General features: G+C 70.2%; 18 protein-coding genes. 14 read left to right on the top strand and 4 right to left on the bottom strand.

Translation table 11 applies throughout. The features are described from left to right. Positions 1–45: 45 nt before the first annotated feature. Positions 46–1,059, bottom strand: a complete 1,014-nt coding sequence (locus tag JK363_RS16745; RefSeq protein WP_201875692.1) for an adenosine deaminase — start codon at positions 1,057–1,059, stop codon at positions 46–48. Positions 1,060–1,208: 149 nt separating this feature from the next. Here JK363_RS16745 and JK363_RS16740 point away from each other — a divergent pair, with 149 nt between their 5' ends. Then, the gene (locus JK363_RS16740; RefSeq protein WP_201875691.1) at positions 1,209–1,964 is read left to right on the top strand and encodes an ElyC/SanA/YdcF family protein; all 756 of its coding nucleotides are present in this window, start codon (positions 1,209–1,211) and stop codon (positions 1,962–1,964) included. 67 nt (positions 1,965–2,031) lie between these two features. Here JK363_RS16740 and cutA read toward each other — a convergent pair whose 3' ends face one another. Next, complete coding sequence (gene cutA / locus JK363_RS16735) at positions 2,032–2,355, bottom strand: divalent-cation tolerance protein CutA (protein WP_201875736.1); 324 nt, start codon at positions 2,353–2,355, stop codon at positions 2,032–2,034. 174 nt (positions 2,356–2,529) lie between these two features. On the opposite strand from cutA, the gene JK363_RS16730 reads away from it, so the two are divergent. The 6 genes from JK363_RS16730 to JK363_RS16705 all read left to right on the top strand — a co-directional run bounded on the left by JK363_RS16730 (position 2,530) and on the right by JK363_RS16705 (position 6,652). Continuing rightward, a complete protein-coding gene (locus JK363_RS16730) occupies positions 2,530–2,901 on the top strand; it encodes a cupin domain-containing protein (protein WP_201875690.1) in 372 nt (123 codons plus the stop codon). A gap of 153 nt (positions 2,902–3,054) precedes the next feature. After that, on the top strand, positions 3,055–3,795 hold the full coding sequence (locus tag JK363_RS16725) for a bleomycin resistance protein (protein WP_201875689.1): 741 nt from the start codon (positions 3,055–3,057) through the stop codon (positions 3,793–3,795). 377 nt (positions 3,796–4,172) lie between these two features. Beyond that, positions 4,173–4,583 carry a hypothetical protein gene (locus tag JK363_RS16720; protein WP_201875688.1) on the top strand — a complete coding sequence of 137 codons (411 nt, stop codon included), beginning with the start codon at positions 4,173–4,175 and terminating at the stop codon, positions 4,581–4,583. A gap of 470 nt (positions 4,584–5,053) precedes the next feature. Beyond that, on the top strand, positions 5,054–5,242 hold the full coding sequence (locus JK363_RS16715) for a hypothetical protein (RefSeq protein ID WP_201875687.1): 189 nt from the start codon (positions 5,054–5,056) through the stop codon (positions 5,240–5,242). Beyond that, complete coding sequence (locus JK363_RS16710; RefSeq protein WP_307821744.1) at positions 5,239–5,823, top strand: sigma-70 family RNA polymerase sigma factor; 585 nt, start codon at positions 5,239–5,241, stop codon at positions 5,821–5,823. The genes JK363_RS16715 and JK363_RS16710 overlap by 4 nt, the downstream gene beginning before the upstream one ends. A 1-nt stretch (position 5,824) precedes the next feature. Then, the gene (locus tag JK363_RS16705; RefSeq protein WP_201875686.1) at positions 5,825–6,652 is read left to right on the top strand and encodes a hypothetical protein; all 828 of its coding nucleotides are present in this window, start codon (positions 5,825–5,827) and stop codon (positions 6,650–6,652) included. Positions 6,653–6,782: 130 nt separating this feature from the next. Here the strand turns inward: JK363_RS16705 and JK363_RS16700 are convergent, their stop codons facing one another. Then, on the bottom strand, positions 6,783–7,565 hold the full coding sequence (locus JK363_RS16700) for a sulfite exporter TauE/SafE family protein (protein WP_201875685.1): 783 nt from the start codon (positions 7,563–7,565) through the stop codon (positions 6,783–6,785). A 145-nt stretch (positions 7,566–7,710) separates the two neighbouring features. Next, the gene (locus JK363_RS16695; RefSeq protein WP_201875684.1) at positions 7,711–8,340 is read right to left on the bottom strand and encodes a hypothetical protein; all 630 of its coding nucleotides are present in this window, start codon (positions 8,338–8,340) and stop codon (positions 7,711–7,713) included. A gap of 215 nt (positions 8,341–8,555) precedes the next feature. On the opposite strand from JK363_RS16695, the gene JK363_RS16690 reads away from it, so the two are divergent. The 7 genes from JK363_RS16690 to JK363_RS16660 all read left to right on the top strand — a co-directional run bounded on the left by JK363_RS16690 (position 8,556) and on the right by JK363_RS16660 (position 14,876). Further along, positions 8,556–9,260 carry a response regulator transcription factor gene (locus tag JK363_RS16690; RefSeq protein ID WP_201875683.1) on the top strand — a complete coding sequence of 235 codons (705 nt, stop codon included), beginning with the start codon at positions 8,556–8,558 and terminating at the stop codon, positions 9,258–9,260. Between the two features lie 62 nt (positions 9,261–9,322). Further along, positions 9,323–10,663 carry a sensor histidine kinase gene (locus JK363_RS16685; RefSeq protein WP_236075832.1) on the top strand — a complete coding sequence of 447 codons (1,341 nt, stop codon included), beginning with the start codon at positions 9,323–9,325 and terminating at the stop codon, positions 10,661–10,663. Positions 10,664–10,822: 159 nt separating this feature from the next. Next, a complete protein-coding gene (locus JK363_RS16680; protein WP_307821743.1) occupies positions 10,823–12,184 on the top strand; it encodes an ATP-binding protein in 1,362 nt (453 codons plus the stop codon). Continuing rightward, positions 12,184–12,630: a roadblock/LC7 domain-containing protein gene (locus JK363_RS16675; protein ID WP_201875680.1), complete on the top strand. Its 447-nt coding sequence runs from the start codon at positions 12,184–12,186 to the stop codon at positions 12,628–12,630. Before JK363_RS16680 ends, JK363_RS16675 begins: the two co-directional genes overlap by 1 nt. Then, positions 12,627–12,986 (top strand): DUF742 domain-containing protein, encoded by a 360-nt coding sequence (locus JK363_RS16670; protein WP_201875679.1) that lies wholly within the window; start codon positions 12,627–12,629, stop codon positions 12,984–12,986. The genes JK363_RS16675 and JK363_RS16670 overlap by 4 nt, the downstream gene beginning before the upstream one ends. A 43-nt stretch (positions 12,987–13,029) precedes the next feature. Continuing rightward, entirely contained in the window at positions 13,030–13,623 is a 594-nt protein-coding gene (locus JK363_RS16665; RefSeq protein ID WP_372444794.1) for a GTP-binding protein, read from the top strand. Continuing rightward, positions 13,620–14,876, top strand: coding sequence for a cytochrome P450 (locus JK363_RS16660; protein WP_201875678.1), 1,257 nt, complete (start codon positions 13,620–13,622; stop codon positions 14,874–14,876). The genes JK363_RS16665 and JK363_RS16660 overlap by 4 nt, the downstream gene beginning before the upstream one ends. Positions 14,877–14,883 lie beyond the last annotated feature (7 nt).

Below are 14,883 nucleotides of genomic sequence, written 5' to 3'. Positions count from 1 at the left end.
TCCGCCCCCACCGCGCCCTCGGAGGCCAGTGCCCGTCCGTTGGTGTCAACCGCCGTTCTGCCCGGCCTGCCCGCTTTCCTGCACTCCCTCGACTTCCTTCAGGTACGCCGCCCGCGTCTCCTCGTCCAGGAAGGCGGCGCGGAAGGAGTTGCGGGCCAGGGTGCGCAGGGTGGCGTCGTCGAGGCCGAGCGCGTTCCGCACGGCGGTGTAGTTGTCGCCCACGTAGCCGCCGAAGTAGGCGGGGTCGTCGGAGTTCACCGTCACCAGCAGCCCGGCGTCCAGCATCGCGGGCAGCGGGTGATCCTCGAGGCGGTCGACGACGCGGAGGCGGACGTTGGACAGCGGGCAGACGGTCAGCGGCACCTGGTCCGCGACCAGCCGCGCGACCAGGGCCTCGTCCTCCAGGCAGCGCACGCCGTGGTCCACCCGGTCCACACCGAGGACATCCAGCGCCTCCCATACGTACGCGGGCGGCCCCTCCTCCCCCGCGTGCGCGACACACTTCAGCCCTGCCGCCCGGGCCCGCGCGTACACCTCGCGGAACTTCGACGGCGGATTGCCGACCTCGGCCGAGTCCAGGCCGACGGCGGCGATCCGGTCCAGGTGCGGCCGGGCCGACTCGAAGGTCTCCAGGGCCGACTCCGCGCTCTTGTCGCGCAGGAAGCACATGATGAGGCGGGTGGTGATGCCATGGGTCTCCTGCACGGCGTCCAGGGCCCGCGACAGGCCCTCGATGACCGTGCCGATGGGGACCCCGCGCTCGGTGTGCGCCTGCGGGTCGAAGAAGATCTCCGCATGCCGCACACCCTGCTCCCGGGCGCGGGCCAGATAGGCGTTGGCCAGGTCGGCGAAGTCGTCCTCGGTGCGCAGCACGGCCATCAGCGCGTAGTACAGGTCCAGGAAGTCCTGGAGGTCGGTGAAGGAGTACGCGACCCGCAACTCGTCCTGGGTGTCATAGGGCAGCACAACACCATTGCGCTCGGCGAGCGCGAAGGCGAGCTCGGGCTCCAGGGTGCCCTCGATGTGGAGGTGGAGCTCTGCTGTGGGAATCGGGGGCACGGCTTGATCACACCTGTTTCTCGGTCGTACGGAACGCGTCCAAGGCTAGGCGGAATCGGCCTGATCGCTCGGGTCCGGCGCAACCGGGACGGCGCGAGCGGCGTCACTCACCCCGACGGTTGTCGGGGTGAGACGGGGCGGGGGAACGGATGCGGCGCGCGGGGGCGCGGTTCGAGCGGGTGCGGTGGGTGGCCACGGCGCCGTGGTATCGGTTGCGGCGGCGGCTGCGGAGGGTGTTCCGGCGGCGTACGCGGCGGGAGCAGCGGCGCCTCTTCCAGATCTGTGTACTGCTGTGTGTACTGGCGTTGCTTCCCGCCACCTGGTTGCAGCTGAGCACCGAGGACCGGGTCCGTACGGTCGCGGACGTGCCCGCGGCCCCGGTCGGGGTGGTCTTCGGGGCGGGGCTGTGGAACGGCTCGCCGTCCCCCTACCTGGCGCACCGGCTGGACACCGCGGTACGGCTCTACCGGGACGGCAAGATCCGCGCGCTGCTGGTCACCGGGGACAACAGCCGACACGACTACGACGAGCCGGACGCGATGCGCGCCTACCTCGTCAAACGCGGTGTTCCCGAGCGGCGGATCGTGCGCGACTACGCGGGCTTCGACACCTGGGACTCGTGCAGCCGCGCCCGGCGGATCTTCGGGGTGCACCGGGCGGTGCTGGTGAGCCAGGGGTTCCATATCCAGCGGGCGCTGGCGTTGTGCGATGCCGCGGGGATCGACGCGTACGGGGTGGCGGTCGCTGAGCCGCACGACGTGACCTGGAGCTATGGCGCGCTGCGGGAGATCCTGGCGGCGAACAAGGCGGCCCTGGACGCGACCTTCCGGCCCGATCCGGAGTTCCTGGGGCCGCGGGAACGGGGCATCGAGGAGGCGCTCGCCGCGGACGGCGACCCCCGCTGATCAGGGGCGATCGGCGCCGGGGCCCTTCGCCCTGGGGGTCCGGGCCCGGCGGCCTTGGTGCTGCCGCTCAGTCGATCGTCGTCTCCGTGACCACCCACGCCAGATAGTCCTCGCTGCCATTGATGATCGGCGTGGCGATGACCTCCGGGGTGTCGTAGTCGTGCGCCTCCCGGATGTGCGCCTCCAGCTCCTCGTACCGGGCCGCGGTCGTCTTGAACAGCACCTGCCACTCGGCCGCGGTCTCGATGGCCCCCTTCCAGCGGTAGACCGACGTCACGGGCTGGCTGATCTGCGCGCAGGCCGCCAGCCGCGCCTCCACGGCCCCGCGCGCCAGCGCCTCGGCCTTCTCGGGGGTGTCGGTGGTGGTCAGGACGGTCAGATAGTCGGCCACGGCTGCTGAACCTCTCTCCTGTGCGCCACGGGTCTCCTGGGCGGCCACGGGCCTTCCCCGCTTTCTTGGGGCTCGGGACCCGGGACTCGGCCTGTGAACTGGCGCGCACCACGCTAGCCGGTGACGATTGAGGGAACCCGCCGACGATCAGACCAGGCCGATCGAGGGGCACACATGGATGACCTCACCGCGCTTGCGCGCCACCATCTGGACCAGGCGAAGTCCGATCCGCACGGGCGCAGCGCACATCTGTTCCTGCACGACGGGCCGCTGCGGCAGAGTGTGATCGCGATGGTCTCCGGCTGTGAGCTCGACGAGCACAACGCGCCCCCGGCGGCGAGCCTGCAAGTACTGCACGGGCACGTCCGGCTGACGAGCACCGGCGGCGCGACGACGGATCTCATCGCGGGGCAGGTGCTCCGCATCCCGCACGAGCGCCATGGGTTGCGTGCGCTGGAGGACTCGGTGGTGCTGCTGACGGCCGTGACCGCGACCGTCGGCTGTCCGACGCCCGCCGAGAACGCCGAGAACAGGGCCTCCGCCTGACAGTCACCGCCACCGCCCGATGGTGCGTCCGCGCGGGGGCCGGGCGCCTGAGTACACCACCTTCCCCCTGTGCACACATCAGTAGTGGCCTGTCGGCAGGTGGTCGGCATGCTCTCCAACCCCCGCTAATCAAATTTGACTAGCATGATGGACATGGATGAGAAGACCGTTCCGATCCTGCCGTGCCGGACCCTCCAGCCGGTTGTCGACTTCTACACCGCACTCGGCTTCGAGGTGACTTACCGACAGAAGAGCCCCAACCCCTATGCGGTAGTGGTGCGCGGGGACGTCGAGCTCCAGTTCTTCGGGATGAAGCACTACGAGCCGGAGGGCTCGTACAGCACGTGCTATGTGCGGACCGGTGATGTGGACGGGCTGTACCGGGAGTTCCGGGCCGGGCTCAAGGCGGCGTACGGGAGGATCCCGACGCGTGGACTGCCGCGCATCGGGCCACTGAAAGACATGTCGTACGGCGTGCGGCAGTTCCTCATGACCGATCCGGGCGGCAACTGCGTCCGCGTCGGACAGCGGATGGACTCCGACGCGCGGGGCGGCCGCGGGAACAGGGAGAGCGGGGAGGACGGGAAGGCGCGGCCGCCCGAGGAAACCTTCGCGCGCGCTCTGCACCACGCGTCGCTTCTCGCGGATTCGAAGGAGGATGCGGCGGGCGCCGCGAAGGTCATCGACCGCGTGCTGCGCCTGGCGGACCAACGGCCCACCGCCACACAGTTGTTGCGCCTCCTCGTACTGCGCGCGGATATCGCCGGGCGACTCGGGGACGAGGAGTCGGCGGCGTCGGCGCGCGCCGAAGCGGCCGGGGTGCGACTCACCGCCGAGGAGCGGGAGTCCGTCCGCGACGACCTCCGTCGGCTGGGCGAACTCGGCGGGAGCTAGCCGGGGTTGGCCCACACCAGCACCCCGGGACCGTCCAAGGTCTGCGATCAGGCCATTCAGCAGACGTCGCCCTGACGCCAGGCCGCCCAGGTCGCCCCACCCATTGGGGGCAGCTGTAACGGTGAGCCGACGGCGCGCCGCCTACGGCACCACGCCCAAGAACCACCGGCATCAGGGCTTCCGCAACCACGAGTGGACTCATTGCCAACACAGTTGGGCACTCAGCGATAACGACTCACTGGCCGCATTCCGGCATCCTGGAGGGGCGTTAGTTCGATCATCTTCCCGTTAAGAGATTCGTTTGTTCGGCGGATCTGGAACGGACACGTGGTCATCCGGTCCGTACCACCAAACCATCCAGCAAGGAGCACGTACTCGTGCGCATATCCCGACGCATCGCCGCGTCCCTGGGCGCTGCGGCCCTGGCGGCCGGCGCGCTGACCGCCACAACCGCCGCCCCGGCCTCCGCCGCCACCAACGTGTCCTTCGAGATCGAGCACTATGACAAGCGCGACGAGATCGTGATGTACATCAATGGTGTCGGCTCCTCCAGCGTGGCGTTCTACAACGAGGGCGACAAGGTCTGCGCCTACGACGGCGCCAGCGACGGCGGCTACGTCACCGGCAGCATCTCAAGCGGTGTCACTGCCTCCACCAAGGGCCACAATGCCGACTACACGGCATGCAAGTCCAAGAACGTCACCGAGGGCACGACCCTCTATCTGCAGGCGTGCTTCAAGAAGAGCGGCTTCAGCTACTGCTCCTCCAGGTACAAGGTCTGGGCGTAAGGCACCTGCATCACCAGCCTGCACTCCCGCGCACGGGCGCGGGAGTGCAGGCTCCTTTGCTCCCGGCCCGGGACGTGAGGTCACCGCGCTCGCCCGCACCGGACCACCCTTGGAGCGGGCGGAGACGCCACGCTGTTTGTGATCTACGACACGTGATCGGCGCGGAGTGAGACCGGAGTGCGACTCACCATCGTTACGTGAAGCGAGAACCAGGTGGCACCCGTTGCGTAGACGCGCAGGTGAGAGCGGGAAACCGAGGCGGCGTCACCCCGAAGTCCCGCCGCGCGCGATGGGGCATTGATTCGAACAAGAGTAACTCCCCAGTTACGTTTGCATAGGGAAATCTAGCGGGGAGTTCAACGTTTGGCGCCTCGGCCCGATTAGCTGGTGATCGAGGGCAAAGACGCCCTCCAGCACCCCAAGGGGGGATCAGGTGCTGCCGATTTGCAAACAAGAAGGGCCTTGCACACGTGACTCACGAAGTCGCCAACAGCGCGCCGGCCTCGGCTATCGCGCTGCGCGTGTTCATCCCGGACGCCATGGCACTGGCCCGCCGGTTGCTCGGCGCCGGGGTTCGCGTGGGAGCCGCAGCCTTGATGGAGCGCCCCGACGGCATCCCTACGGCGTGCACGGTTGGTGAGGATGGTGGCCGGGAGTGAGTGACGAGCACACTTCGCAGTCCCGGCCCGCCCTGATGGTCCAGCTGCCCCAACTGCCGAAAGCTTTCTGGGCCTTCCACGACCAGTACTACCGCGCCTACCGCCGCTACGCCCACCTGCATCTCGGGGATGCGCACGCGGCCGGTGAGCTGGTCCACCGGGTGCTGATGCACCTGGCCATGAACTGGGCACACCTGATGGAAGAGGCCAACCCCGCGGCCTCCGCCTGGGCCCTGCTCAAGGAAACCGTCGCGGGCGAGCTCAAACTCCAGGGCCGTCAGCCCGCCATGCCCGAGACGGCCATCCTCCAGCTGGTCATGCGTGCGGTGCTGGAGTCGAGCCGCCATGAGTTCGAGGTCATAGAAAGCGCTCTGGGCCTGTACCCGGCGATAGCCCGGCTGCCCGAGAGGCAGTTCGACGTCCTGGTGCTGCGGCACGTCCTCGGCTTCTCCACCGACACCACCGCCCGCATCATGGGAGTCACCGAAGCCACCGTGCGCTCCCACCGCCATCTCGCCCGCCGGAAGGTCGCCAAAGAACTGGGCATAGCACTCGATGCGGACTGCGACGATGAGGAGTGACATGACACCGCCGCACAACGTCGACAAGCTCCTGGCCGACGCCGAGATCCTCCAGAACGAGTACGACGACGAGGACACCGCCGCCTCCCGCCTGCGCATCGAACGCGAAGTCGCCGACACCTGGTGGCGCAGCGCCCTGCTGCTGGAATCCTCCGCACAGCGGGTCAGGTCCGAGCTTCCCGAGGACGCTCCCCGTGACCGCGCCCGGGTGTGCACCGCCCAGCACGAACAGGCCGCGTACGACCTGCGCAAGCTGTCCACCCTGGTGATCCGCGACACCCGGGCCGCTCACCACATCGCCCTGCTGGCCCGGTCATGCCGCGTCGAACCCGCCAGCGCACTGATCTTCGCCTGCCTGCTGCACCTGGCCGACCGGGAAGGAGCCCAGTTCTGGTGGCAGTTCTCGGCCGGCGCGGGCAGCGCCACCGCGGCGCTGTGCCTGCACCTGATGCACACGCAGCGCGGAGAACTCCGGGACGCCGAGCACTGGGCACACGAGGCGGCCTTCCTGGAGGACCTGGAGAACCAGTCCCGCCCCGATGACGACCTGGTGTGCCTCCTGCGACGGCCGCCCCGTCAAGGGCACCGCGGCACCTGGTACACCCCCCAGTCCATGATCCAGCGCACCATGGCCATCCTGCACTCCGGAGTCGCCGCCAGCACCCGCGTCGTCGACTCCCCCGCCCTTGCCGCCCCACCGCTGTGCCGCTCCCTCGCCGTGGCTGTCCAGCGGCTGGAGGCCAAGTCCGACGACGACTACGGCACCATCCCCAAGGCCTCCTTCGAGCTCGCCGCCCGTCTGGAGGACTGCGCAGTATCGTCACTGTGACGCCCGGCCGATATCCGGCCCGCGACCGTGCGCATCCGACGATCAAGCGCCGATTCGTCGGATGTGCACGGCAGGGGAAACCGCCTGGCCCTTCAGCCGCTCCCCCAGCTCCTACATCGGCGAGGAAGGATCAGGAAACCCACTGGTCGTATCCCAGCTTGCACACCAGCGAGACCACGACCACCACCAGCACCCCGCGCACAAAACCGCTCCCCCGCTTCAGGGCCATCCGCGCGCCCACCATGCCGCCCGCGAGGTTGAAGCAGGCCAGGACGGCGGCCAGGCGCCAGAGGACGCTGCCTTGGAGGCCGAAGGTGAGGAGGGCGCCCACGTTGGTGCAGACGTTGACCACCTTGGCGGTGGCCGATGAGGTGACCAGGTCGGTGCCGAGGGTGGCGGCCAGGGCCAGGACGAGGAAGGTGCCGGTGCCGGGGCCGATGAGGCCGTCGTAGAAGCCGATGCCCAGGCCCACACCGAGCACGGCGGTGAGCACACGGCGGCGGGACACGGGGCCGGTCAGGGCGGGGGCGGTGCCGAAGGCGGGGCGCAGCAGGACGAACGCGAGGACCGCCAGCAGCACGGCCATGATGAGCGGGCGGAGGACACCGCTGTCGATGCCGGAGGCGAGATACGCCCCCGTGAGCGAGCCGATGGCGGCGGCCACGCCGATACGGATGGCGATCCGCAGATCCAGGGGCGCCTTACGGGTGTAGGTGACGGCGGCGCCCGTGGTGCCGCAGATGGCGATCGCCTTGTTGGTGCCGAGGATGAACGTCGGCTGGAGATGCGGGAGTCCGACCAGCAGGGCGGGCAGCATCAGCAGGCCCCCGCCTCCCACGACGGCGTCGATCCAGCCGGCCGCCGCCGCGGCCAGACAGAGCAGGAGCAGCGTCGTCAGGGGTATGTCAGGCATGATCAGGAGCCTAGAACGGCCCCGACGGCGGGACGGCGAGGGCCCTGGGCGGCGGGATGGTGAGGGTCCCGGACGGCAGCGGCGAAGGCCCGGCGCGCGGTGCGCGCCGGGCCCGCGGCCGGAGCCCCCACTTCCGGCCGCTATCTCAGCGACGGGCGTCCATGATCTCCCCGGACGGCTTGGCCACCCGCTTCCCGTCCTTGATCACAACAGTGGTGCACACCGTGCCCGGCTTCGCGGGCTTGCCCGGCTTGACGATCTCGATGGGCTTGGCGGGCTTGACGATGATGGGCTTGCCGTCCTTCGCGTCCTTGATGCGCAGCGCACTCTCACCGTGCTTGCCGGGCAGAGCGGGGACCGCCTTGTCCCCGGCCTCCTTGCCCACGACGAGCGTCTCGCAGCCCTTGCCGGGCCCGGGGGCCGTGCCGATACCGGCCCCCTCAGTGACCTTGATGGGCTTGATGCCCTTGATGGCCTCGCTGGCCTCGATGACCTCGATGGCCTTGACCGCCTCACCGCACGCGAGCCGCGCGGGGACGCTCTTCTCGCCGTAGGCCTTGCCAGAAGCGCTGATCTCGCCCCGCGCGTCCGCTTCGACCTTCGTGCCCCGGGCGTCGCAGGTGATCGTGATGCGATCGCCGTGCTTCTTCACCGAGCGGGAGTCGGAGGAGGAAGCCGAGGCGGGCGCCGCGGCGCCCAGGGCCAGGGCGCCCGCGGCCACGGCGAACAGGATGGTGCGGCGCTTCGCGGTGGCGGAGCGGGTCGTCGTCGACATCGTCACATGTCTCCTTCTTGTCGGGACACCGAACTCCGTTTGCTGTCACGGAAGTTCGGCTGCGGTGGACCCCTGTCCACCGGCAGGTCCACGGTGTCGCACCGCCGCTGAGTCCCCGCTGAAGGAGCTGAGTCCCCGCTGAAGGGCCTGCTCCGCGCCGATGGCGCCCGGTCCGTTTCAGCGGGGACTCAGCTCGAGCGTGCCATTCTGAGCCGGTGCGCATACTCGTGGTGGAAGACGACGCCCGGCTCCGGGAACTCCTCCGGGAGGGGCTGGAAGAGGAGGGCTTCACCGTCGAGGAGGCCGGGGACGGGCGGAGCGGTCTGACCATGGCCCTGGCCGCCGCTGACACCGGCAACGCCACCGACACCGAGTACGCCGCCGTCGTGCTCGATGTGATGCTCCCCGGGATGTCCGGCTACCAGGTCTGCTCCCGGCTGCGCGAGGCGGGCGTCTGGACGCCGATCCTGATGCTGACCGCCAAGGACGGCGAGTACGACGAGGCCGACGGGCTCGATGTCGGGGCCGACGACTACCTCACCAAGCCGTTCTCCTACGTCGTCCTGATCGCCCGCGTCCGCGCCCTGGTCCGGCGCGGTGGGCTGGACCGCCCCGAGGTGCTGGAGCTGGGCGACCTCCGGCTGGAACCGGCCGCGCTGGCCTGCTCGCGCGGCGGCGAGAACGTGACGCTCACGGCCAAGGAGTTCGCCGTGCTGGAGTTCCTGGCCCGCCGCGCCGGACAGGTGGTGTCCAAGTCCGAGATCGTGCGGACGGTGTGGGACACCGCCTACGACGGGGGCGCCAACCTGGTCGAGGTGTACATCAGGGCCTTGCGCCGGAAGATCGATGTGCCGTACGGACGGACCGCGATCCGCACCATCCGGGGCGCGGGATATCTGCTGGCCCGCGACGGCGGCTGACGACGGACAGTGGTACGAGCGGAAGCGGAGAGGGTCGGCGCGGTATGAGGATCGCACGCGGGATGAGCGTCCGTGCCAAGGCCGTGGTGGCGGCGGCCGGGACCGTGACGTTCGCCATCGGGCTGTGTGTGCTCGCCCTGGTCCTGGCACTCCAGCAGAACCTGCGCGACAGCGCGCGGACCGATGCCCGGAAAGCCGCCGTCTCCCTCAAGGACCAGCTCACCGTGGCCGATCTGCACTCCGGCGAGCCGGTGGTCATCATGCCCGACCAGGTCTTCATCCAGGACGCGAAGGGGAAGAGGTTCCCCTCGAGGACTGTCGGCGCGGAGCGTCCTGCCCCGCCAGGCAACATCACCGACGGCCGTCCCACCAAGGTCACCCAAGCCACCGAGATCACCTCGCCCTACGAGGTGAAGGTCAACCCCTCGACGACCGCCGTCGACAACGCCAAACGGCTGCTGCTGCATGACGTCGCACCCGCGGCCGCCGGTCTGGTGCTCTTCGTGGCCGGTCTGACCTGGCTGCTCGTCGGACGGGCGCTGCGCCCGGTGGCGGCCATCCAGCGGGAGGTCACGGAGATCACCGAACGCGATCTGCACCGCCGGGTCCCGGTTCCGGGGGCACGGGACGAGATATCCCGGCTCGCACGGACCATGAACGACACCCTGGACCGGCTGCAACAGGCCATGACCCGGCAGCGCCAGTTCGTCGCGGACGCCTCGCACGAGCTGCGCAGCCCCATCGCCGCCGTCCGCGCACAGCTCGAACTCGCCATGGCCCGCCCGCATCGCACCGACTGGCCGTCCGCCGTGCACAAGGCGCTCCGGGACACCGAGCGGCTCCAGGCGGTCGCCTCCGATCTGCTGCTGCTCGCCCGGTTGGACGCGCAGGAGGCGCCGCCCCGGTCGCCGGTGGACCTCGCGGCGCTGACGGCCGAGGAGGCGCGGCGCCACCCCGAGACGGTCACGCTCGCCCCCATCGACCCCATCGACCCCGGCGCCGACAACACCGACCCCGACACCGCGGGCACCGCCGACACCGCCGGCACCGCCGTCGTCCACGGCAGCCGGGTCCAGCTCTCCCGGCTGCTGACCAACCTCACCGACAACGCCCGCCGGCACGCCCGCGCCACCGTCTCCGTCACTGTCGGCATTCACGACGGCATGGTCGAACTGACCGTGGACGACGACGGACCCGGCATTCCCGAGGCCGACCGCGAGCGGGTCTTCGAACGTTTCACCCGGCTGGATCACGCCCGGGCCCGCCAGGACGGCGGCACCGGTCTGGGGCTTGCCATCGCGAATGACATCGCTCACGCCCACGGCGGGACGCTCACCGTCCACAGCAGCCCCGAGGGCGGCGCTCGCCTGCTGTTGCGGCTGCCGCGGGCCTCTTCCCGGTAGCCGCGCGGCGTCAAGGGACGGTTGCCCCCTCCGTCCGTAACGGTGAGAGTTTGGCAACTACCTGACTCTTCTGATCGGTTGGTCAGTAGTATCTGCCCGTTCTTGGCCGTGTCCCGGATGGAGGTGTCATAGGTGCTGTCGGGGGCGGAGGCCGTCGCCGTGGCCGCATCCGCACTGCTGGCGCTGGTGTTGTTGCTGTGCCTGATATGGGTGTCCCGATTGCGCAGGGCCGTCCGCGAGGCACGGGCCGAGACCCACCGGGAACAAGCCGTTTCCGAACGAGAACGCGCCAACTCCGCGGAGCAGAGAGCCCTGGCCGCCGAGCGGGGCGAAGAGATGACGCGCCTGGCGGCCGTACAGGCCGATCGGGACGAGGCAGCGCGCCGGGAGCGGATCCTGCGGGACTCGGTGCAGGCGTCGTTCGAGTCGGTGGCCCGGAACATGCACGCCATGTCGATGGTGCAGCAGCAGGTGCTCGACGGCCTCGGGCAGTACGTCAGTGACGCCCGGCTGATGGCCGAGGTGATGAAGGCCGACCACGCCGCCGCCCAGATGACCCGCAAGGCGCAGACCCTGCTGGTGATGTGCGGGATCTGGCCGGCGCGGCGGGAGACCCGGCCGGTGACCCTCTTCGACTGTGTGCGCGGCGCGCAGTCGCGGATCCTGGAGTTCGGCCGGGTGGAGGTGCATGGCGGGCAGAGCCTCTATGTGGTGGCGCCCGCCGTCGAGGGCCTGATGCACACCGTCGCCGAACTGCTGGAGAACGCCACCGTCTTCTCCCCCTCCCGCACTCAGGTGGCCGTCTCGATCCGGGAGGTGGCCGCGGGCGCCGTCATCGAGATCGACGACGCGGGGCTCGGAATGCCGTCCGATGTCCTGGAACAGGCCCATGGGCAGTTGCGCGAAGGGCTGGATCTGGCACAGCTGGGCGCGGTGCCACGGCTGGGGCTCGCCTGTGTCGGGCGCTGGTCGCGGGAGCTGGGCTTCGGGGTCGAGCTGTCCACGGCCTCGGCGTACGGCGGGACCCGGGTGGTGGTCTTCGTTCCGCACCGGCTGCTGACGGAGTTCACGGTCGGCGCGCCGGTGCCGGAGGCGGAGCCGGTCGTCGTGGAGCCCGTCTCCCTGGCGGTCGATCCGCTCTCCGTGGACAGCGGGGCGGCGGACGCCACCGAGCCCGAAACGGCCAAGGACCCGGACCCGGATCCGGGCGCGGTACGACCAGGGGGCCCGGCCGCCACCGGGCTGCCCCAGCGCCGCAACCGCCGTCGTACGCCACCGCCGCGGACCACCGCACCGACCACCGGCGCACCGGCCGCCACCCCACCGGCCACCGTCACCGCCGCCTCCGCCGGGACCTCCGCGCCGAACGGCGACGGCTGGACGCCCGCGGCCGCCCGCGCCTCCGTCGCCAGTGTGGTCGCGGGCACCCGCCGCGGTCGGCACGAGGTGGCGCAGTCCCTGGGGGATCACGACCCGAGCCGGGACCGAGAAGACCAAGAGGATCGAGAAGGAGGCCGGTAGTGGCCGGAACCATATCCAGGCTGCCCGACGTTGGATGGATGCTGCGTCCCCTGACCCAGATACCCGGGGTGCGGCATGCCGTCGTCGTCTCGGAGGACGGTCTGCGCATGGGGCACGGCTCCGCCGAGGGGCTGACGGGCGAGGTGTCCCGACTCGGCGTCGCCGAGGCCGAGTCGCTGGCCGCCGCCTGTGCCGCGCTGACGGTGACCAGTCAGTCCACGGTGTCGCTGCTGTTCGGCGACGAGGCGGGGGTGCGACAGCTGATGATCGAGTCCGACAGCGGGTTCGTCCTGTTCACCTCGGCCGGTCAGGGCGCCTCCCTGGGGGTGGCCACCGACACCGAGGCGGATGTCGGTCTGGTGGCCCAGCAGATGCAGTTGCTGGTGGCGAAGATCGGCGCCCATCTGAGCAGTCAGCCGCGGGAGCCGATCAGCCCGGCGTCATGACCGGTCCCGCGGAGGAACGGACCACAGCCGCGGTGCGCCCCTATGTGATCACAGGGGGGCGCGCGGGTTCCTCACGGGATGCTCTGCCGCTGGAAACGCTCGTCATGGCTTCCGGAAGCACACTGCCTCCGACACTTCAGCCCGAATACCGGCGGATCGCCCATTTCTGCCGGGGGTTGCTGTCGGTGGCGGAGGTCGCGGCGCACCTGGGTCAGCCACCGGCCGTGGTGCAGGTGCTGCTCGCCGATCTCATCGACTGGGGGCACATCGTGGCGCGCCCGCCGATCAAGGCGGCCGAGCGTGCCGATATGGACTTGCTGAGGAAGGTGCTCAATGGGCTTGAGAGCAAGCTCTGAGATCTCGATGGCCGATACGGACGACACAACGGAGCCGGGCGATATGGACGGCATGGACGACACCCCCGTCATGTATGTGCAGCCCAGCGTGTCCGGCGCGGCCAAGATCCTGGTCGTCGGGCCGATGGGGGTCGGCAAGACCACGCTGATCGGCACGGTGTCGGAGATCACCCCGCTCTCCACCGAGGCGACGATGAGCCGGGCGGGAGCGCGGCTCGACACCGTCGTCCGGCCGTCGAAGACCACCACCACCGTGGCGCTGGACTTCGGACGGATCACGCTGGGCGGCGAGTTGGTGCTGTATCTCTTCGGCACCCCGGGCCAGCAGCGCTTTCTACCCGCGTGGAAGGACCTGGCGCGCGGTGCGCTGGGCGCGCTCGCGCTGGTGGACACCCGTGATCTGGAGGCGTCCTTCGATGCCATCGGCCATCTGGAGGACCTGGATGTGCCGTTCTCGGTGGCGGTCAACGCCTTCCCGGACAGTGCGCTGCACAGCGAGGAGGATCTGCGGTCCGCACTCGATCTGCTGCCGCACACCCCGCTGGTGATCTGTGACGCCCGGGAGCACAAGTCGTCGGTGCAGGCGCTGATCTCGCTGGTGTCCCATCTCATCGAGACCGTCGCGGAGGCGCCATGACGGCCGTGTCCCGCCGGGTGCCGCTGTACGGGGCGGCGCTGGAAGGGCCGATGACCGAGCTGTACGAGCGGATGCGGCGGGAACACGGCGCGGTGGTCCCGGTGGAGATCTCCGCGGGCATCGAGGCATGGCTGGTCATCGGCCACCGCGAACTGCTCCATCTCACCCGCGACGAACAGTACTTCTCCCACGATCCACGCCGCTGGACCCCGCTGCGCGACGGCCGGGTGCCGACCAACTCACCGCTGATGCCCCTGGTCGGCTGGCGTCCGGCGCTGCTGTTCGCCGACGGCCAGCAGCACCGCCGGATGCGTTCGGCGGTGGTCGACGCGCTGGGCCGGGTCAACGGCCATGAGCTGATCCGTACGGTGCGGGCCACGGCGGAGCGGCTGGTGGCCGGGTTCGCCGGGCGCTCCGAAGCCGATCTGGTGGCGGAGTACGCCCGGATCCTGCCGCTCCAGGTGGTCACCGAACTGCTCGGTCTCGACGAGGAGAACGGACCGCGTCTGGTCGAAGCCATCAGGGATGTCGCCAACTCCCCGACCGTGGCCGCCACCAGCGCCAACCGGACCATGGGCCGCATGCTGCTGGAGCTGATCGCGGAGAAGAAGCGGCGGCCGGGCCCGGATCTGACCTCCTGGCTGCTGGCGCACCCCATCGGGCTCGGCGACGAAGAGGTGCTGCACAACCTGGTCGTGATCATCGTCGCGGGGAATCAGACCACCGTGAACTGGATCGCCGAAACCACCCGGGTCCTGCTCACCGATCCGGCGTTCCGCTCCTCCCTCGCCCACGGCCAGATGACCGTGGACGACGCGCTCGACCTGGTGCTGTGGCGCAATCCGCCGACCGCCAACTTCCCCGGCCGCTACGCCACCCGCGATCTGCGCTTCGGCGGCCAGGACATCCGGGCCGGGGACATGCTCATCCTGGGTCTCGCGGGGGCCAACGCCGATCCCGGGGTGCTGCCCGCGGACGGCCGTCCGGTCGTCGGCAACCGCTCGCACCTGGCCTTCGGCGCGGGTCCGCACACCTGCCCGGCGCGGGACCCGGCCCGGCTGATCACCCGCACCGCGGTGGACACCCTCCGCCACCGGCTGCCCGATATGGAGATCGCGGTGCCGGAGGAGCAGTTGCCGTGGATCACCTCGCCCTGGTCCAAGGGGCTGGCCGCGCTGCCGGTGCGGTTCTCCGCGCCCCAGCTGGCCGCCGACGTCCCGGCCGCCCGGAGCACCCCCGAGAACCGTGTGTGACGCCCTC

Origin of the sequence: Streptomyces coffeae (genome assembly GCF_016741875.1) — a bacterium.
In the GTDB taxonomy this organism is placed as follows: domain Bacteria; phylum Actinomycetota; class Actinomycetes; order Streptomycetales; family Streptomycetaceae; genus Streptomyces; species Streptomyces coffeae.
This window is presented reverse-complemented; position numbering and strand designations above follow the sequence as displayed.